This window comes from Streptomyces sp. NPDC094032, assembly GCF_040303965.1.
Classification (GTDB): Bacteria; Actinomycetota; Actinomycetes; order Streptomycetales; family Streptomycetaceae; genus Streptomyces.
The window spans coordinates 1-18158 of sequence record NZ_JBEOUE010000036.1; the positions used below are offsets into that span (position 1 = coordinate 1).

General features: G+C 72.6%; 16 protein-coding genes. 10 read left to right on the forward strand and 6 right to left on the reverse strand.

Annotated features, from left to right (window positions below):
- Positions 1-136 precede the first annotated feature (136 nt).
- The 8 genes from ABTZ54_RS32575 (at position 137) to ABTZ54_RS32610 (ending at position 7959) form a co-directional block, all read left to right on the forward strand.
- Positions 137-550 (forward strand): DUF3151 domain-containing protein, encoded by a 414-nt coding sequence (locus ABTZ54_RS32575; protein ID WP_351670369.1) that lies wholly within the window; start codon positions 137-139, stop codon positions 548-550.
- A 49-nt stretch (positions 551-599) separates the two neighbouring features.
- Positions 600-1553, forward strand: coding sequence for a DUF3152 domain-containing protein (locus ABTZ54_RS32580; protein WP_351670372.1), 954 nt, complete (start codon positions 600-602; stop codon positions 1551-1553).
- A 110-nt stretch (positions 1554-1663) separates the two neighbouring features.
- Positions 1664-2524 (forward strand): tryptophan 2,3-dioxygenase family protein, encoded by an 861-nt coding sequence (locus ABTZ54_RS32585; protein ID WP_351670375.1) that lies wholly within the window; start codon positions 1664-1666, stop codon positions 2522-2524.
- Positions 2517-3716 carry a kynureninase gene (kynU, locus tag ABTZ54_RS32590; protein ID WP_351670378.1) on the forward strand — a complete coding sequence of 400 codons (1200 nt, stop codon included), beginning with the start codon at positions 2517-2519 and terminating at the stop codon, positions 3714-3716. The genes ABTZ54_RS32585 and kynU overlap by 8 nt, the downstream gene beginning before the upstream one ends.
- Positions 3717-3811: 95 nt before the next feature.
- A complete protein-coding gene (locus ABTZ54_RS32595) occupies positions 3812-4669 on the forward strand; it encodes an alpha/beta hydrolase family protein (RefSeq protein WP_351670381.1) in 858 nt (285 codons plus the stop codon).
- 141 nt (positions 4670-4810) lie between these two features.
- Positions 4811-6070, forward strand: coding sequence for a sensor histidine kinase (locus tag ABTZ54_RS32600; protein WP_351670517.1), 1260 nt, complete (start codon positions 4811-4813; stop codon positions 6068-6070).
- Positions 6067-6729, forward strand: a complete 663-nt coding sequence (locus ABTZ54_RS32605) for a response regulator (protein ID WP_351670384.1) — start codon at positions 6067-6069, stop codon at positions 6727-6729. Before ABTZ54_RS32600 ends, ABTZ54_RS32605 begins: the two co-directional genes overlap by 4 nt.
- A gap of 27 nt (positions 6730-6756) precedes the next feature.
- Positions 6757-7959 (forward strand): cytochrome P450, encoded by a 1203-nt coding sequence (locus ABTZ54_RS32610; RefSeq protein ID WP_351670387.1) that lies wholly within the window; start codon positions 6757-6759, stop codon positions 7957-7959.
- Positions 7960-7967: 8 nt separating this feature from the next.
- Here the strand turns inward: ABTZ54_RS32610 and ABTZ54_RS32615 are convergent, their stop codons facing one another.
- Together ABTZ54_RS32615 and ABTZ54_RS32620 are read right to left on the reverse strand one after the other, a co-directional pair.
- Positions 7968-9578: an ABC transporter permease gene (locus ABTZ54_RS32615; RefSeq protein ID WP_351670390.1), complete on the reverse strand. Its 1611-nt coding sequence runs from the start codon at positions 9576-9578 to the stop codon at positions 7968-7970.
- Positions 9575-10474 carry an ABC transporter ATP-binding protein gene (locus ABTZ54_RS32620; RefSeq protein WP_351670393.1) on the reverse strand — a complete coding sequence of 300 codons (900 nt, stop codon included), beginning with the start codon at positions 10472-10474 and terminating at the stop codon, positions 9575-9577. The genes ABTZ54_RS32615 and ABTZ54_RS32620 overlap by 4 nt, the downstream gene beginning before the upstream one ends.
- A gap of 75 nt (positions 10475-10549) precedes the next feature.
- Between ABTZ54_RS32620 and ABTZ54_RS32625 the strand changes: the two genes are divergently transcribed.
- A complete protein-coding gene (locus ABTZ54_RS32625) occupies positions 10550-11044 on the forward strand; it encodes a GbsR/MarR family transcriptional regulator (RefSeq protein ID WP_351670396.1) in 495 nt (164 codons plus the stop codon).
- Here ABTZ54_RS32625 and ABTZ54_RS32630 read toward each other — a convergent pair.
- Together ABTZ54_RS32630 and ABTZ54_RS32635 are read right to left on the reverse strand one after the other, a co-directional pair.
- Positions 11014-12303 carry a hypothetical protein gene (locus ABTZ54_RS32630; protein WP_351670399.1) on the reverse strand — a complete coding sequence of 430 codons (1290 nt, stop codon included), beginning with the start codon at positions 12301-12303 and terminating at the stop codon, positions 11014-11016. The genes ABTZ54_RS32625 and ABTZ54_RS32630 overlap by 31 nt on opposite strands.
- 42 nt (positions 12304-12345) lie before the next feature.
- Entirely contained in the window at positions 12346-13104 is a 759-nt protein-coding gene (locus ABTZ54_RS32635) for a diacylglycerol kinase (protein WP_351670520.1), read from the reverse strand.
- A gap of 194 nt (positions 13105-13298) precedes the next feature.
- Here ABTZ54_RS32635 and ABTZ54_RS32640 point away from each other — a divergent pair, with 194 nt between their 5' ends.
- Positions 13299-14582 carry an adenylosuccinate synthase gene (locus ABTZ54_RS32640; protein WP_351670402.1) on the forward strand — a complete coding sequence of 428 codons (1284 nt, stop codon included), beginning with the start codon at positions 13299-13301 and terminating at the stop codon, positions 14580-14582.
- An 85-nt stretch (positions 14583-14667) separates the two neighbouring features.
- Here the strand turns inward: ABTZ54_RS32640 and ABTZ54_RS32645 are convergent, their stop codons facing one another.
- Both ABTZ54_RS32645 and ABTZ54_RS32650 read right to left on the reverse strand, forming a co-directional pair.
- Positions 14668-16536, reverse strand: coding sequence for a serine/threonine-protein kinase (locus tag ABTZ54_RS32645; RefSeq protein WP_351670405.1), 1869 nt, complete (start codon positions 16534-16536; stop codon positions 14668-14670).
- A gap of 43 nt (positions 16537-16579) precedes the next feature.
- Entirely contained in the window at positions 16580-18061 is a 1482-nt protein-coding gene (locus ABTZ54_RS32650; protein ID WP_351670408.1) for a substrate-binding domain-containing protein, read from the reverse strand.
- Between the last annotated feature and the right edge of the window lie 97 nt (positions 18062-18158).

An 18158-nucleotide genomic window follows, 5' to 3' on the forward strand; every position in this document is an offset into this window, starting at 1 on the left:
CGATCTGCGCACTTCACTTCGCTTCGCTCGTTCAGGGCGCCGCCACGTCCGGACACCCCCACCCCCGCTCCGGCCCCGGACCCCTCCCCGCCGTCGTCGGCTTTCCGCCGGGCGTTCCTTTGGCAGACTGGGGCGCATGGCCATCCACGAGAACCTGCTGGGGGGACCGGCCCCCACCCATCTGCCCGACGACCCGGAGCCGCGCGAGCTGCTGGCCGGCGGGACCGCGCCGGCGGACGTCGCCGCGAAGTACCCGACCTCCTCGCTCGCCTGGGCGCAGCTCGCCGACGACGCGTACGAGCGCGGCAGCGTCGTCGAGTCGTACGCCTATGCCCGTACGGGCTACCACCGGGGGCTCGACGCCCTGCGCCGCAACGGGTGGAAGGGGCACGGGCCCGTGCCGTGGGAGCACGAGCCGAACCGGGGCTTCCTGCGCGCCCTGCACGCCCTGGCCCGTGCGGCCGGCGACATCGGTGAGAAGGAGGAGTTCGAGCGCTGCTCCACCTTCCTGCGGGACTCCTCGCAGACCGCGGCCGACACCCTGGGTTAGTTCCTGGGCCGCCCCCCCCGTCCTTTGTGGCGGGGGGAAATCCGGCCAGATGTTTCCGAGCCGTTCGACGGTGTTCGAGGCGTCGGTACCATCCTCCGGACCGCGTACCACCGAGCGGCCGGTGTCGAGGCCCCCCACCTTCCTCTCCCCACCCCGGCCCACGCAGGGGGAGAAGTCTGTCTTGGGCAAGCGCGCCGCTCCGCAGAGGCGGGGCCGGTTTCTTCTGCCGGTGCTCGCGTTGATCCTGGTTGTGTTGGGGGGTGGGGCCGTGATCGCTCGTTATGACGTCGGCCCCCTTCCGTCCGCCGGTCCCGAGTCGTCCTCTGTTCCGGACCGTCCCCGTGCGACGACCGTGGCGCCTGTGACCAAGCCTGTGACCAAGCCTGTGCCCGAGCCTGTGGCTACCTCTTCGTCCGGTCCTCGGCAGAGTGGTGTGCCTCGGGTGGGGGCCGGGACCTTCAGTACTGCTCAGGCCAGTGGGGCTCCTGTGGGGAGTGGCGGGGCGCTGCGGCGGTACCGGGTGCAGGTCGAGGACGGGATCGATCTCTCCGCGCGGGATGCCGCCGGTGAGATCCAGCGGATTCTCGCGCATCCACGCGGGTGGGCCGCGCATGGGCGTGGCCGGTTCCAGCTTGTTTCCGGGGAAGCCGATTTCGTCATTCGGATCGCCACTCCCGACACCGCCGACAGGCTGTGTGGAGAGAGTGGGATGGATACGCATGGTGAGCTGAACTGTGAGACTGCTGCTGGTGTTGTGGTCAATCTGCGGCGGTGGGTGCTTGGGTCGCCCACGTTCGCGGGAGAGCCCGCCGAGTACCGGCATCTGATCATCAACCACGAGGTCGGGCACGAGATCGGGATCCGGCATCACATGGGCTGTCCGGGGGCGGGGCGGTTGGCGCCTGTCATGATGCAGCAGATCAAGGGGCTCGACGGGTGTCGTTCGAATGCGTTTCCGTATGACGAAGACGGTATCTACATCACCGGGCCGATCGTGTCATGATGCGCATGGGAGCCCGTGCGACGAGGCACGACTCCTGAGGGGACCGGGGCTCCCGTGCCGGAAGGCGACGAGCAGACCGCTACCCGGCAGTACGTATCGAGGAGACAGAAATGTCGACCTTCACAGGTTCTCCCGATGCCTCCGGAGCCGGTTCGGTCGCTGACGACCCGAATCTCGACTTCGCGGGCACCACGCCGTACGAGGACTACGTCCAGGCGGACGTCCTCACCCATCTCCAGCACCTGCGCTCCGACGACCCGGGCGAGATGGTCTTCCTGGTCACCACCCAGGTCATGGAGCTGTGGTTCACCGTGATCGTCCACGAGTGGGAGACCGCCAGCCGGGCCCTGCGCCGGGACGATCTGGGGGTGGCGCGGGACGCGCTCAAGCGTTCCGTGCGCGAGCTGGAGGCCCTCAACCAGTCGTGGCGGCCGCTCGCCCAGCTCACCCCCGGGCAGTTCAACGCCTACCGCAGCGCGCTCGGCGAGGGCTCCGGCTTCCAGTCCGCGATGTACCGGCGGATGGAGTTCCTGCTTGGCGAGAAGTCCGCGTCCATGCTGGTGCCGCACCGGGGCGCGCCCCGGGTCCACGCCGAGCTGGAGAAGGCGCTCCAGGAGCCCAGCCTGTACGACGAGGTGCTGCGGCTGCTCGCCCGGCGTGGCCTGGCCGTTCCGGCCGAGGTCCTCGACCGTGATCTCGCGCTGCGGTACGAGCCGCATCCTGGCGTGGAGAAGGTCTGGGCCGGGGTGTACGCGGACTCTGATCAGAACGCCGAACTCGTGCGGCTGGGCGAGGCGTTGAGCGACGTCGCCGAGCTGGTGTGGCGATGGCGCAACGATCATCTCGTGGCGACCCGGCGTGCCATGGGCTCGAAGACCGGCACCGGCGGCTCCGCCGGCGTGGCCTGGCTGGAGAAGCGGGCCCAGAAGAACGTCTTCCCCGAGCTGTGGACGGCCCGTAGCCATGTCTGAGCTGGAGGAGAAGGCGCGCCTGCTTGATGAGGGTGATGGGCTTGCCTCGTGGCGGGAGAAGTTCGCGCTCGATGGTGGGGTCTATCTGGATGGGAATTCGCTGGGTGCGCTTCCCGCTCATCTTCCTGCGCGGATGGCCGATGTCGTTGCGCGGGAGTGGGGTGAGCTGCGGATTCGGTCCTGGGACGAGTCCGGGTGGTGGACCGCGCCCGAGCGGATCGGGGATCGGATCGCGCCGCTCGTGGGTGCCGGGCCTGGGCAGATCGTGGTCGGTGACTCGACCAGTGTGAATGTGTTCAAGGCCGTCGTTGCCGGTGTTCGGCTTGCGGGGGAGGGGCGGGACGAGATTCTCGTCGACGCCACCACCTTTCCCACGGACGGGTACATCGCGGCGTCCGCCGCGCGTATGACCGGGCATCGGGTCGTGCCGCTTGAGCCTGGTGAGATGGTCGCCGCCGCTGGGCCGCGTACCGCGCTCGCCCTGGTCAATCACGTCGACTACCGCAGTGGGCGGCTCCGGGATCTGCCCGGGCTCACCGCCGCGCTCCACGCCGTGGGCGCGCTGGCCGTCTGGGACCTGTGCCACAGCGCCGGCGCCCTGCCGGTCGGGCTCGACGCGCACGGGGTCGACCTGGCCGTCGGGTGCACCTACAAGTACCTGAACGGCGGGCCCGGTTCGCCCGCGTACCTGTATGTCGCCGAGCGGCACCAGGCCGGGTTCGACTCGCCGCTGCCGGGCTGGAACTCGCACGCCGATCCCTTCGGGATGACGCCTGGTTACGAGGCCGCCGACGGCGCGGTCCGGGGGCGGGTCGGCACGCCCGACATCCTGTCGACGCTGGCTCTGGAGTCGGCGCTCGACGTCTGGGACGGGGTCCGGATCGAGGACGTACGGGACAAGTCCCTTGCCCTCACCGACTTCTTCCTGGAGTGCGTCGACGCGTACGTCCCCGAGGGCCGGGTCGTCTCCGTGACGCCCGAGGCGCACGGGGAGCGGGGGAGTCAGGTCGCGCTGCGGTGCGAGCAGGCGCCCGATGTCATGGCGGAGCTCATTCGGCGTGGAGTCGTCGGTGATCTGCGCCGGCCGGACATTCTGCGGTTCGGTTTCACCCCGCTGTACGTCGGCTTCGCGGACGCCGAGCGGGCTGCCCGGGTGCTCGGGGACGTGCTCAGGGACCTGCCTCCGGCATAGGTCTGATGATCGCCTGATCTGCGGGTGTCGGACTCCTGGTACCGTCCCCGCAGGTCAGGCCAATTCGGCCTCGTATCCGAGAGGTTGGAAGCAGCATGCCGGACCCCGCCGCGCGCGACGCCGCCGAAGAGGCTTCGGCCCTCTCGCACCCGGCCGTCGCCCCGGACGCCTCCGCCGCGTACGGCGAGCATCCCGACCAGGTCGTCGACTTCTACGCCCCGCGCGACGGCCGGACGAGCGCGCCGCTCGTGGTCGCCCTGCACGGCGGCGCCTGGCGCGCCCCCTACGACCGGCAACACCTCACCCCCTTCGTGGACTTCCTGGCCCGGCGTGGTTTCGCCGTCGCCAACGTCGAGTACCGGCGGGGCGCCGACATCCCCCGGCAGGGTGCCGTGGGGCCGGTCGCCGGGCGCTGGCCCGAGACCTTCGATGATGTTGCGGCTGCGCTCGATGCCCTGCCGGATCTGGCGGCTGAGGTGCTGCCTGCCGCTGATCCGCGGCGGATCGTGCTGACCGGGCACTCCGCCGGTGGGCATCTCGCTCTGTGGGCCGCCGCCCGTCATGTCCTGCCCGTCGGCTCCCCCTGGCGCCTGTCCGCCCCGCCTGCCCTGCGCGGCGTGGTGGCCCTCGCCCCGATCGCGCACTTCGCCCGGGCGGTGGAGCTGGATGTGTGTGGTGGGGCTGTCACTCAACTCATGGGTGGGGAGGGGCGTTTTCCGTTTGCCGATCCTTCTGTTCTGCTGCCTACCGGGATCGCCACCACCGTCGTCCAGGGGCGTGAGGACACCGTCGTTCCGCCCGCCGTCGCCGAGGCCTATGTCGACGCCGCGGCCAAGGCCGGTGAGACGGTCGGGTTCACCCTGCTGGAGGACGCCGGTCACTTCCCGCTGATCGATCCGGCGGCGGACGCCTGCGCGGTGGTCGCGGAGGAGATCGCCCAGCTCGCCTGGTAGGTGTTCCGTAGTCCTCAAGGCGGACCTCCGAGGATCCGTATCCAGCGGGACGACCCCGTCACCGGCCACCCGTACGGTGGTCGGGTGACTTCGACGACCCAGACCCCCGAAACGAGCCGCAGCCCCGAGCTCCGCCTGACCATGAAGGCGCTCGGCGGTCTGCGGGAGGACCTCCTCGACAATCCGAACGCCTACCGGCCGCTGCCCCGCATGGACGTGGAGCGCGGTCTGACCCGCTTCCTCCCGGCGCGGATACGGGTCCACGCGGGCCTGATCCCGCACGCCCTGGTCGTCGGCCTCGCCGCGATCGTGTTCGGCATCGGCTTCGTGACCGGCGACACCGGGTACCGGGGCCTGACCGGGCTGTTCTACGCGGGCTTCCCCGCCGCGACGGTGCTGCTCACCCTCGTACGGCCGGTGTCGGCGTTCTGGGTGTCGCTCGGCTCGACCCCGTTCATCGCGTACATGGGCGCCTCGGGCATGTGGCCGTGGGAGCCGAACTCGCTCGGCGCCCACCTCGTCGTCCTCACCGTCGTGGCCCTGCGCACCCGCCCGCGTACGGCCGGCTGGATGTGGCTGATCACCGCCGGGTACGCCTTCGTCACCAGCTTCCTCCTCGGGATCGGGCGCACCAACGACGCCCCCCAGCTGCTGTTCTTCTCCGCGCTGATCCTGCTCGTCGTCAGCGTCCGCCAGATCCGCCGCGAGGCCGCCCGCGAGGTGACCGCCCAGCAGTCGGTGACGGCCGTGGAGCGTTCGAAGCGCACCCTTCTGGAGGAGCGCACCACCATCGCCCGCGAGCTGCACGACGTCGTCGCCCACCACATGTCGGTCGTCGCGATCCAGGCCGAGGCCGCCCCGTACCGGGTCGAGAATCCGCCGCCGGAGCTGGAGCAGGCCTTCGTGACCATCCGCGAGAACGCGGTGGCCGCCCTGACCGAGCTGCGCCGTGTCCTCGGGGTGGTCCGCGCGGAGGACTACGAGGCGCCGGACGCCCCGCAGCCCACCCTCGCCGACCTCGACGGTCTGGTCGGCAACGTCCGCGAGGCCGGTCTCGACGTGACGCTCACGGTCACGGGTGCCGTGCGGGAGCTGCCGCAGGGCGTCGAGCTCTCCGCGTACCGGATCGTGCAGGAGGCCCTGTCGAACGTGCTGCGGCACGCGCCCGGCGCCGGTGCCGCGGTGGAGGTCAGCCATGTGCTCGGCGGGCTTGGGCTGCGGATCGTCAACGGGCCCGCGCGGGGTCTGGTGAAGCCCTCGCCGGGGGCCGGGCACGGCATCACCGGGATGCGGGAGCGGGTCGCCATGCTGAACGGCGAGATGACGGCCGAGCCGACCGACGAGGGCGGTTACGCCGTGACCGCGTACATCCCCGTCCCCCGTGAGGAGGTCGTCGAATGACGATCCGGGTCCTGATCGTCGACGACCAGATGATGGTCCGCGAGGGTTTCTCCGTGCTGCTCGGCGCCATGCCGGACATCGAGGTCGTCGGCGAGGCCGTCAACGGGCGCGAGGCCGTCGCCCAGGTCGCCGCGCTCCGTCCGGACGTGGTCCTGATGGACATCCGTATGCCGGAGCTGAACGGCATCGACGCCACCCGCGAGATCGTCGCCGCCGACGCCGACGCGAAGGTGCTCGTCCTCACCACCTTCGACCTCGACGAGTACGTGTACCAGGCGCTGCGCGCGGGCGCCTCCGGCTTCCTGCTCAAGGACGCCTCGGCTCGGCAGCTCGCCGACGGCGTCCGGGTCGTCGCGGCCGGCGAGGCGCTGCTCGCGCCGACCGTCACCAAGCGCCTGATCACCGAGTTCGCCCGCTCGGCCGTTTCGCCTCGGCCGCCCGCCATGGCGCAGGTCGGCGAGCTGACGGAGCGGGAGACGGAGGTGTTGGTGCTGATCGCGCAGGGGCTGTCGAATGTGGAGATCGCGGATCATCTTGTCGTGGCCGAGTCCACCATCAAGACGCATGTCAGCCGGATCCTGGTGAAGCTGGGGCTGCGCGACCGGACGCAGGCGGCGGTCTTCGCGTACGAGGCGCGGCTGGTCCAGGTCGGCGGCTGAGGGGCGGAACGGGGGTAGCGTCCGGTCATGGACGCTGCCGATGCCAAAACTGCCTTCGACCCCTGGTCCCCGGAGTTCGTAGCCGATCCGTACCCCGCGTACGCGGAGCTGCGCGCGACCGGCCGTGCCCACTGGTACGCGCCGACCCGCCAGTGGCTGATCCCGCACTACGCGGACGTGTCGGCGCTGCTGCGGGACCGCCGCCTGGGGCGTACGTACACCCATCGCTTCAGCCACGAGGAGTTCGGGCGCGCCGCCCCGGACGAGGCCCACGAGCCCTTCCACACGCTCAACGACCACGGGCTGCTCGACCTGGAGGGCGCCGACCACACCCGGATCCGGCGGCTGGTCTCCAAGGCGTTCACGCCCCGGACGGTGGCGGACCTGGAGCCGACGGTACGGCGGCTGGCCGGCGAGCTGGTGGGGGCGCTGGTCGCGGACGGCGGCGGTGATCTGCTCGCGGCCGTCGCCGAGCCGCTGCCCGTGGCGGTGATCGCCGAGATGCTCGGCATCCCCGAGGGTGACGAGGAGCGGGCGATGCTGCGGCCCTGGTCCGCGGACATCTGCGGCATGTTCGAGCTGAACCCCTCGGAGGACACGGCCCGGCGCGCGGTCAGCGCCTCGATCGAGTTCTCCGGCTATCTGCGGGAGCTGATCGGCCGGCGGCGCAAGGAGCCGGGGGACGATCTGATCTCGGCGCTGGTGGGGGTGGCGGAGCTGACCGAGCAGGAGATGATCTCCACTTGCGTGCTGCTGCTCAACGCCGGTCACGAGGCCACCGTGAACACCACGGTCAACGGCTGGTGGACGCTGCTCTCGCACGGCGTGCGCCCCGATCCCGAAAAGTTGTCCACAGCTGTGGACGAACTTCTGCGCTACGACACCCCGCTCCAGATGTTCGAGCGCTGGGTCCTCGACGACATCGAGCTCGGCGGCCAGGTCATCCCCCGTGGCTCCGAGGTCGCCCTGCTCTTCGGCTCCGCCAACCGCGACCCGGCCCGCTTCGGCCCCACCGCCGACCGGCTCGACCTCACCCGCGCCGACAACCCGCACCTCACCTTCGGCGCCGGCATCCACTACTGCCTGGGCGCCCCGCTCGCCCGCCTGGAGCTGACCGCCGTCTTCGGCGAGCTGCTGCGCAGGGCACCGGGCCTGCGGCTGGCCGCGGACCCGGTGTGGAAGCCGGGATATGTCATCCGGGGCTTCGAGGAGTTGCTGGTGGAGGTCTGAGGTCCCGCTCAGGTCGTCATGTCCCGGCGGCGCAGTCCCGCCAGGCCGCCCGCCACCAGGGCCGCCGCGAGCGCCGTGAGGGCGAGCAGCGGGGTCCAGGCGAGCTCCTGGCCGGGCAGCTTCGGCAGGTGGGCGAAGGGGGAGAGGTCCAGGAAGGCGCTCGGCAGGTCGAGCGCCGGGCCGATCCAGCCGAGGGCCAGGGACACCCCGGCCACGCCCCAGGCGGCGACGGCGGCCTTCGGGAAGGCGCCCCACAGCAGCACCGTGAGGCCGGCCAGGGTCCAGACGGCGGGGAGCTGGGCGAGCGCGGCGCCCAGGAGCGGGCCGACGTCGTGGCCGTACGAGAGGGCGAGGCCGAGTCCGCTCAGGAGCATGACCAGGGTCGATCCCGCGAAGGCGACCACCAGGTGCCCGGCCGCCCAGCGCAGCCGTCCGACGGGGGCGACGAGCAGCGGTTCGGCGCGCTGCGAGGTCTCCTCGCCGTGCAGCCGCAGCACCGAGCCGACCGCGAACAGGGCGGCGACCATGCCGAACAGGCCGGTCATGGTGGCGAGGAAGGCGTCGGTGAGGGCGCCCTGTCCGCCCATCCGCTCGAAGATCTCGCGGGCCCGCTCGTTGTCGCCGACCAGGTCGGCCGCGCCCTCGGCCATGCCGCCGAAGACCAGACCGCCGAGCAGGAAGCCGAGGGACCAGCCGAGCAGCGTGCCGCGCTGGAGCCGCCAGGCGAGGGCGCCCGCCGTCGCGAGCCGCCCGGTGGCCGGGCCGGGACGGGTGGGCAGGAAGCTCATGCCGAGGTCGCGGCGGGCGGTCAGCGCGTACGCGAGGGCCGTCTGGACGCCGATGGCCGCGGCGGTCAGGAGCAGCACCCACCAGCGTTCGCCCGCGAAGGCGCGGACGTGCTGGGCCCAGCCGACGGGGGAGAGCCAGGTGAGGACCGACTCCCCGTCGGCCGAGCCCGCGTCGCCCGCCGCGCGCAGCACGAAGGCGAGGCCGAGGAGGGCGGCCGTCAGGCCCTTGGCGAGCCGGGCGCTCTCGGTGAGCTGGGCGACGATCGCGGTGAGGGTCGCGAAGACCATGCCGGTCCCGCCGATCGCGAGGCCGAGCGCGAGGGCCCCGGCGGCGCCCTGTCCGGCGAGCCCGGCGGTGATGATCAGGGCGACGGCCGCGTTGGCGGCGAGCGCGGTGAGCAGGGCGGCGGTCAGCGGGGCCCGGCGGCCCACGGCTCCGGCGGACAGCGGCTCCTGACGGCCCGTCTCCTCCTCCTCGCGGGTGTGCCGTACGACGATGAGCAGGCTCATCACGGCGGCGAGCACGGCGGCGAAGGTGCCGAACCGCCAGGCGACGAGCCCGCCGAGCGAGTCGTCGAGGACCGGCCCGTACAGGGAGCGCATCGAGCTGTTGGCGTTCATGGAGGCGGCGAGCTCGGCGCGCTGGGCGGCGGTGCCGTAGAGGCCTTCGAGGGAGCCCGCGCCGCTGGCGACCAGGCCGCCGGTGACCAGGGCCCAGACCGGCAGCATCAGCCGGTCGCGGCGCAGGGCGAGCCGGGTGAGCGCCCCGGTTCCGGTGAGAGTGCCGGAGAGAGTACCGGTGAGAGTTCCGGTGGGAGCGACCGTACTCATCGGGCCGTCGCCTCGGCTTCCTCGTAGTGGCGGAGGAAGAGCTCCTCCAGGGTGGGCGGGGTGCTGGTGAGGGTGCGGACCCCGGTGGTGGTGAGCGAGCGGAGCACCGCGTCCAGCTTGTCGGTGTCGACCTGGAGCCGGACCTTGGTGCCCCGTACGTCCAGGTCGTGCACGCCGGGCAGGTGGGCGAGCCCGTTGGGGGGTCCGGCGAGTTCGGCGACGACGCTGGTGCGGGTGAGGTGGCGCAGTTCGGCGAGGGAGCCGGACTCGACGGTGCGGCCCTTGCGGATGATGCTGACCCGGTCGCAGAGGGTCTCGACCTCGCTGAGGATGTGGCTGGACAGCAGCACGGTCGCGCCGCGCTCGCGGGCCTCGCCGACGCACTCCTTGAAGACCTCCTCCATCAGCGGGTCGAGTCCGCTGGTGGGCTCGTCGAGGACGAACAGCTCCGCGTCGGAGGCGAAGGCGGCGACCAGGGCGACCTTCTGCCGGTTGCCCTTGGAGTAGGTGCGGCCCTTCTTGGTCGGGTCGAGTTCGAAGCGCTCGACGAGCTCGGCCCGGCGTGCGGTGTCGAGGCCGCCGCGCAGGCGTCCGTACAGGTCGATGACCTCGCCGCCGGAGAGGTTGCGCCAGAGGGTGACGTCGCCGGGGACGTAGGCGATCCGGCGGTGCAGCGCGACGGCGTCGGCCCAGGGGTCGCCGCCGAGCAGCCGCACGGCGCCGGAGTCGGCGCGGAGCAGGCCGAGCAGGACCCGGATGGTCGTGGACTTGCCGGCGCCGTTGGGGCCGAGGAAGCCGTGGACCTCGCCGGACGTGACGTCGAGGTCGAGGCCGTCCAGTGCGTGGGTGCGGCCGAACGCCTTGTGGAGCCCGGCGACCGTGATTGCCTTCGTCATGCTTCAGAACGTACGCGACTTTCACAAACTTGTGAAGTTAAGGAAGCGTAGAAAGTTGGTGACATAGTGGAAGGCATGACGACGACCAACGAAGAGGCGGTCTCCCGCTTCGTCGAGCGCTTCGCGGCCGAACTCACGGAGGCCGGCATGCAGCGCATGGCCTCCCGCGTCTTCGCGGCGCTGCTCGCCTCCGAGACGGCCTCGATGACCTCGGCCGAGCTCGCCGAACGGCTCCAGATCTCCCCGGCCGCCGTCTCGGGCGCGATCCGCTACCTCTCGCAGGTCAGCATGGTCAGCCGCGAGCGCGACCCCGGCACCCGCCGCGACCGCTACGTCCTGCACAACGAGCTCTGGTACGAGACCTTCACCCGCCGCGACCAGGTCCTCATCCGCTGGGAGAAGGTCCTCAGGGACGGTGTGGAAGCCCTCGGGCCGGACACCGCGGCGGGCGCCCGGACGGCCGAGACCGCCGAGTTCTTCGACTTCCTCCAGAAGGAGACGCTCGGCCTGATGGACCGCTGGCGGCAGCACAAGGAGGCTCAGGGAGCGGGGACCCCCGACGCGCTCTGAGGCGGTGCGAGCCGCGCCAGGTACTCCCGCGCCGACGGATCGCCCGCCGCCAGCTCCTCGTACGGCCCCGAGGGCCAGACCGGCCGCCCCCCGATCCAGGGCACGACGACCTGGGTGCCGTCCGCCGCCGTCACGCCCCGCAGCTCCACCGGACCGCACGGCTCCTCGGGAAGCCCCCGGCGCGGCTTCGCCAGGGTGCCCGGCGGGTACAGCGGGACCACCGCCTCCGGCAGGTCCCGCGCCCCGTCGCCGTACGGGAAGAGGACCAGGACCGGGCCGCCGCCGAGCGGGTCGAAGAGCAGCGCGTACCGCTTCGGCACGGCCTGGGGCGCCCGCGCCGCCCGGGCGAGCCGCCGGGCCTCGGGCAGGCCGGAGCCGAAGAAGCGCCGGCCCGAGTGCAGTACGACGCCGATGCCGAACGCCACGACGGCGTACTCCACGACCGCCGGGTAGTCGTCCGCCCGGCCCAGCATCAGCAGCCCGGTCACCACGAGCACCGGCGACAGCAGCAGGCGCGTCAGCCCCGACACGTGCCGCAGCGTGCCCACCCGCCACCACGCCACCCTCCGCACGTCCGCCTCGCGGCGCGGGCGCCCGGTGGGCAGGGCCTGTCGCCGGGCGGCCGCGGCGAGGACGGCGTACGTCGGCGGATACGGCTCGGGGGCGGTGGTGCCGGTGCCGGTGCCGGTGACCGGGGCCGCCGCCGGGCGGTCGAACAGGCCCGTGGCCGCCGCGAGCCCGATGGTCCGGTTCCTGGTGTGGTGGCCCCGCACCGGCCGCGTCCAGATCGGCTCCCCGCCGCCGGGCGGCGCGATCACGCCGCCTCGGTCCGGGTCGCCGCACCACCACAGGACGCCGTCCGGGCCCGGCAGCACGCGCTCGTACCGGTGCTTCGTCGCCGCCAGGGTGAGCGGCCACGCCTGCCCGCCGTCCGGGTCGCCCAGGACGATCGACGGGGGCACCATGCCGCCACGGACCACCGCCACGGCCGGGTGGGCCGACCACGGTCCGGCTGCCAGCGCTCGCCGCATCCGCCCGGCGTTCCGCAACGCGCTGAGCGCGACGCCGAGCAGGAGCAGCCCGGCGACGCCGAGGCCCGCGGCCGCGTCCGTCGCCCAGGAGGCCCCGATCGGGAGCAGGAGGAGGGTGAGCGCGGTGACCACGAGGGCCGCCCCCGCCCAGGTGCCCCGCTCCGCCTGCCGCCGGTAGCGCCCGAGCCCCTGCCGGGTCTCCGCCCGGTCCAGCGCGCACTCCACCACGAACCCCCCGTTCCGCCTGTGATCACGTACCCCACGGGGAGGCTAGACCGCGCCGGGCTCCCGGGGAAGCGTCAGCCCCCAGGCCCCCGCCCGGACCGTCCACTCCCGCCGCCGCACCGGCCCCGAGACCAGGGCGTCGGCGCGGTAGCGGAAGTCGGCGCCGGTGACCGTCAGGGTCTGGGCGGTGGCGTGCACGGCCGGGGCGCCGGCCGGGGCGAGGGTCAGGGCGGCCGAGCCGCCCAGGGCGCGCACGGTCAGGCCCGCGAGCGGCGTGTCCACGTCGCTGAGCAGCACCCCGTCCGCCTCCACCCGCAGCCGGTGGGCGCGCTCCAGGACCGGCGCGGGCGCCGGGCGGACCAGGGTGCGGACCAGCGAGCGGCAGGTGTCCCAGACGGTGGGCGGGGCGGCGGCCGGGACGCGGGAGGCCGGGACGTCCAGGCGGTGCAGGACGACCCCGCCGCTGTCGTCCACGAGCAGGTCCAGGCGGCGCGCCACGCCGTCCAGGACCACCCGGGCGGCCGCCACCGTGCCCGGCGGCACGCCGAGCGCGCGGGCGACCTGGAGGCGGTCGGGAGCGCCGATCGGGACGAGTGCCAGGGGCGCCCCGGAGGGGTCGCGCTCCCGGTGGAGCAGGGTCGCCGCGCGGAGCAGCGCGCGGTCGTCGCCGAGGACGACGGGGCGCCGGGAGCCGTGCCGGGACAGGGCCCGGGCGAACTCCTCGGGACCGTCCGGCAGGCAGATCTTCGTTTCCGCGCCGGCGGACAGCACATCCTTCGCGATGCGCACGGACTCGCCGTCCATTCGGCGGGCGACCGGGTCGATGATGACCAGCAGCTGGTCGGTATCCGACACCTCGGTCCTTCCTCGGGTAGCATCTTTGTGCAAGAGCCCCTTGCGCTATTGCGCCAGGGGCTTCGTCTATTCCGGGGCACACCGGTGAGGCGGCGTACGCCCCCTGACCTTGGACATGCCCCACCCGGAAGGGGTGTACGCCTGTGCCCGCACTTGTGCTGCTCGGTGCTCAGTGGGGTGACGAGGGCAAGGGAAAGGCCACCGACCTCCTCGGTGGATCCGTTGACTATGTGGTGCGCTACCAGGGCGGCAACAACGCCGGCCACACGGTCGTCGTAGGCGACCAGAAGTACGCGCTGCATCTTCTCCCTTCCGGAATCCTCTCCCCGGGGTGCACCCCGGTGATCGGAAACGGTGTCGTCGTCGACCCGGCGGTCCTGCTCTCCGAGCTGAGCGGACTGAACGAGCGCGGCGTGGACACGTCGAAGCTCCTGATCAGCGGCAACGCCCACCTGATCACCCCGTACAACGTCACGCTGGACAAGGTGACGGAACGGTTCCTCGGCAAGCGCAAGATCGGTACGACCGGTCGCGGCATCGGTCCGACCTACGCCGACAAGATCAACCGCGTCGGCATCCGGGTCCAGGACCTGTACGACGAGTCGATCCTCACCCAGAAGGTCGAGGCGGCGCTGGAGAGCAAGAACCAGCTGCTCGCCAAGCTGTACAACCGCCGCGCGATCGAGGCGGAGCAGATCGTCGAGGAGATGCTCCAGTACGCGGAGCAGATCAAGCCGTTCGTCGCCGACACCACGCTGATCCTCAACAAGGCGCTCGACGACGACAAGGTCGTGCTCTTCGAGGGCGGCCAGGGCACCCTGCTCGACGTCGACCACGGCACGTACCCCTTCGTCACCTCCTCGAACCCGACCGCCGGCGGTGCCTGCACGGGTGCGGGCGTGGGCCCGACGAAGATCAGCCGCGTCATCGGCATCCTCAAGGCGTACACGACCCGCGTCGGCGCCGGCCCGTTCCCGACCGAGCTCTTCGACGCGGACGGCGAGGCCCTGCGCCGCATCGGCGGCGAGCGCGGTGTCACCACCGGCCGTGACCGCCGCTGCGGCTGGTTCGACGCGGTCATCGCCCGCTACGCGACCCGCGTGAACGGCCTGACCGACTTCTTCCTCACCAAGCTGGACGTGCTGACCGGCTGGGAGCAGATCCCGGTCTGCGTCGCGTACGAGATCGACGGCAAGCGCGTCGAGGAGCTGCCCTACTCGCAGACCGACTTCCACCACGCGAAGCCGATCTACGAGATGCTGCCCGGCTGGTCCGAGGACATCACCAAGGCCAAGACCTTCGCCGACCTGCCGAAGAACGCGCAGGCGTACGTGAAGGCCCTGGAGGAGATGTCCGGCGCCCCGATCTCCGCGATCGGCGTCGGCCCGGGCCGCACCGAGACGATCGAGATCAACTCGTTCCTGTAGGCCTCTCCAGGCTCCAGAGCACGACGGAAGGGCCCGCACCCCGGATGGGGGGCGGGCCCTTTCGCGTGCCCCTAGGGGGAGGCGGTCAGCTCCGCTCGTACTCCCCCGGCTCCCCGTCCGCCGTCATCCCGTAGAGGAGGAGCCGGTCCTTGCCCTTGTACGGGACGAGGCGCAGGTTGTTGGAGCCGTCCTCGACGCAGTCCGGGTCCCAGACGTCCGGGTCGCGGGTCTGCGGGCCGACGACGAGGTGGGGGCCCGCGCCGCCGACCACGGCGGTGGCGGTGCAGTTGACGGTCTCGGAGGTGTTGTTGCCGTCGGCGTCGGTGCGCGGGTACGACTGCTCGACGCGGACCAGGGCGGCGCCGACCGGGCCCTGGGAGACCGTCAGGCGGTTGACCCAGCGGTCGGGCTCCGGGGGCGAGATCCCGCCGAGCGGCACCAGCTTCCAGGTGCCGAGCAGGGTGGCCGGGACGACGGCCGTACCGGTCCTGGCGCGCTGGAACGTGCTCTTGGCGACGCCGGAGCTCCACTCGACGACGTCGTTGGCCCGCAGCCGCAGCGTCTGGCGGGCGGCCGGGGTGCAGCGCTGCGCGGGGACGCTCGCGGTGATCTCGGCGTCGCCCAGGACGAGTTCGGTGTCGGTGGCGGAGAGCAGCACCGCCCGCCCGATGCACAGCCGCTCCCCGGTGACATGGGTGTAGACGGCGCTCCTGCTGCCCGCCGCGCCCTGGGTGATCTCGATCCGGCTGGTCTCGTACGGGGCGTCCGCGGAGCCCCGCAGGACGCCTTCCCAGGCGCCGACGTAGGCGGCGGGGACGATCCCGGCGGGGCGGGAGGAGGTCGGGGAGCCGGTGCCGCGCGCCTTGTCCGACGTGTCGCCGCCGTCGCCGCCGGGGTGGGGCCAGTAGGTGTACGTCAGGGTCGCGGCGCCCGCGACGGCGAGGGCGGTGAGGGCGGCGACGAGGCCCCGGCGGCGGCGCCGGGGGGCCGGGGCGGCGGGAGCCGGGGTGTCCGGGGCCTCCGGGGCCTCCGGGGTGCCAGGGGTATCAGGGGTATCAGGGGCCTGCGCCTCCGTCTCCAGGAGCCGGGCCGCGTGCCGGCCGAGCCGGGCGAGGAGGTCGGCGGGCAGCCAGGGGTCGGTGACCCGGAGGGTGTCGGCGAGCTCGGTCGCGGAGGGGCGCCCGGCGGGGTCCTTGGTGAGGCAGGCCCTGATGAGGCCGCTGAGCTCCGGCGCGAGGTCCGTCAGGTCGGGCTCGTCGTGCGCGATGCGGAACATGGTGGCGTGCACGCCGCTGTCCGCCCCGCCGAACGGGGTGCGCCCGGTCGCCGCGTACGCGAGGACGGAGCCGAGGCAGAAGACGTCGGACGCGGCCGTGACCTTCTCGCCCCGCACCTGCTCCGGGGACATGAAGCCGGGCGAGCCGACGACCGCGCCGGTGCTGGTCAGGCCGCCGTCGGTGACGGTGTCGACGGCGCGGGCGATGCCGAAGTCGATGATCTTCGGGCCGTCGACCGTCAGGAGGACGTTCGAGGGCTTCAGATCGCGGTGGACGAGCCCCGCCGCGTGGATGTGGACGAGGGCGCGGGCGAGCCCGGAGGCCAGGGTGCGGACGCTGTCGGGCGGCAGCGGCCCGTACGCGTCGCCGACGACGGTCCGCAGCGAGGGCCCCGGCACGTATCCGACGGCGACCCAGGGCAGTTCGGCCCCGGTGTCCGCGCCGAGCACGGGCGCGGTGCCGGTGCCGCCGACCCGTTCCAGGGCGGCGACCTCGCGGGCGAAGCGGCGGCGGAACTCGTCCTGGGCGGCGAGCTCCGCGTGCACGACCTTCACGGCGACCGTGCGCCCGCCGGCGGAGCGGGCCAGGAACACCCGGCCCATGCCGCCCACGCCGAGCCGGCCGATCAGCCGGAACGGCCCTATGGTGACCGGGTCTTCCGCGTTCAAGGGATCCACGTCGACAGAGAATGCCAGATGGGCCCGCGCGGGGGAGGGCCGCTCAGCCCTCGCCGCAGATCTTCAGACCCTTGGGGGTGGCGCAGGGCAGGTGTCCGTGGGTGGTGATGACGGCCTGGCCGCCGCCCCGGCTGAGGAAGGTGAGGAAGCTGGAGGTCAGCGAGTCCGCGGGCGGCACGCCCCAGGTGTAGGCGTACTCGATCTCCCGGTACGGGTAGGGCGAGGAGCCGATCTCGTCCACGTTCGGGTGGCGCCCGTCGATGGCGATCCGGTGCAGGCCCTTGAGGCCGCTGCCGGAGCGCAGTTCGGTGTAGCCGATGGCGCCGGGGAGCGCGGCGACGCTGCTGAGGACCTGGTCGGTGCTGTCGAGTTCGCAGCGGACGACCCGGGACTCGGGGTCGTCCTTGTGGACGCAGTCGCGGGAGGAGTTGGCGGGCTCGTTGCGGCGGAGGACGCGCCGCTGGAAGACCTCGCGGGTCCCGGAGTTGGCGTCCCGGCTGACCAGCCGGACGGGGAGGTCGGGGCCGCCGAGCTGCCGCCAGTTGACGACGTCGCCGCGGTAGATCCGGCGTACGGCGTCCAGCGTCAGGTTGTTCAGGGGCACCCGGTCGTTGAGGACGAGCCCGAAGAGGGAGACGGCGACCATGTTCTCGCGCAGCTGGGGGTAGCCGTCGGGCTTGCGCCCGTCGGAGAGGGCGATGAGCGCGGGCGCGCCCTTGGCGTTCTTCGCGCCCTGCTCGGCGAGCTCCCGTATCCCGGCGGTGGATCCGTGGACGTCGACGAGGACGGTGGCGCCCTCGCAGTCCTCCTCGTACTGCCGGGCCAGGTCGCGCATGACGGGCGCGAAGGCGGTGGAGCCGGTGACGGTGAGGGTGCCGTGGGCGCAGCCCATGGGCGGCGGGGCGTCGTCGCGGACCACGATGATCGTGGCGAGGACGATGACGCAGGCGGTGAGGACGAGGGTGACGGCGCGGGCGGCGCGGCCGAAGGTGGGTGGGATGTCGTCGACGGTCGTGCTGTGGTTGGTGTGGATGTCGCCGTCGCGGATGCCGCCGGAGACGGTGACGGGGGTGTCGACGGGCCCGCCGGTGAGCAGGGCGAGCAGCTTGAAGTACTGGCCCCGGTTGAGCGGCACCTTGGGCAGCTTGACCTGGCTGCCGCCGTGGCTCATGGCGGCGGCGGTGAAGGACGCCTCGGTGGCGGCGACCGCCCGGACCCGCCGCGGCCCGAACTCGACGGTCAGCCCGTGCTCCTCCAGCTGGTAGTCCTCGCGGCCGATGGAGACGGCGCCGTCGTTCTCGATCCGCAGCAGCACGAGGGTGGCGTCCGCCATGTCGGGCTGCCCGTGGAAGAGCCCGGCGTCGGGGTTGTCCCGCTCACCCACGGGAGTGTCCAGTTGCACGCGGTAGCCGATCCGCTTGCGGCGCGGCACCCGCCGCTCGATGACGAGCACGCCGAAGGTCACCACGACGCCGAGCAGCGCGGTGACGACGGCGATGACGTTCTCGGGGCTGACCCAGTCCACGGCCGCCACGGTACGGACGTACGTGCGACCGGGCGGGTGGTCGGCGATCCCGCCACCCGGTGTTCGTGCTTCCTTCACCTCGCCCCGTACCTGTTGC

Excerpts from the sequence above, each read along its gene's own strand:
- ABTZ54_RS32575 (WP_351670369.1), top strand. The coding sequence starts at position 137 with ATGGCCATCCACGAGAACCTGCTGGGGGGACCGGCCCCCACCCATCTG.
- ABTZ54_RS32580 (WP_351670372.1), top strand. The coding sequence starts at position 600 with ATGTTTCCGAGCCGTTCGACGGTGTTCGAGGCGTCGGTACCATCCTCC.
- ABTZ54_RS32585 (WP_351670375.1), top strand. The coding sequence starts at position 1,664 with ATGTCGACCTTCACAGGTTCTCCCGATGCCTCCGGAGCCGGTTCGGTC.
- kynU (WP_351670378.1), top strand. The coding sequence starts at position 2,517 with ATGTCTGAGCTGGAGGAGAAGGCGCGCCTGCTTGATGAGGGTGATGGG.
- ABTZ54_RS32595 (WP_351670381.1), top strand. The coding sequence starts at position 3,812 with ATGCCGGACCCCGCCGCGCGCGACGCCGCCGAAGAGGCTTCGGCCCTC.
- ABTZ54_RS32600 (WP_351670517.1), top strand. The coding sequence starts at position 4,811 with ATGAAGGCGCTCGGCGGTCTGCGGGAGGACCTCCTCGACAATCCGAAC.
- ABTZ54_RS32605 (WP_351670384.1), top strand. The coding sequence starts at position 6,067 with ATGACGATCCGGGTCCTGATCGTCGACGACCAGATGATGGTCCGCGAG.
- ABTZ54_RS32610 (WP_351670387.1), top strand. The coding sequence starts at position 6,757 with ATGGACGCTGCCGATGCCAAAACTGCCTTCGACCCCTGGTCCCCGGAG.
- ABTZ54_RS32615 (WP_351670390.1), bottom strand. The coding sequence starts at position 9,578 with ATGAGTACGGTCGCTCCCACCGGAACTCTCACCGGTACTCTCTCCGGC.
- ABTZ54_RS32620 (WP_351670393.1), bottom strand. The coding sequence starts at position 10,474 with ATGACGAAGGCAATCACGGTCGCCGGGCTCCACAAGGCGTTCGGCCGC.
- ABTZ54_RS32625 (WP_351670396.1), top strand. The coding sequence starts at position 10,550 with ATGACGACGACCAACGAAGAGGCGGTCTCCCGCTTCGTCGAGCGCTTC.
- ABTZ54_RS32635 (WP_351670520.1), bottom strand. The coding sequence starts at position 13,104 with ATGGACGGCGAGTCCGTGCGCATCGCGAAGGATGTGCTGTCCGCCGGC.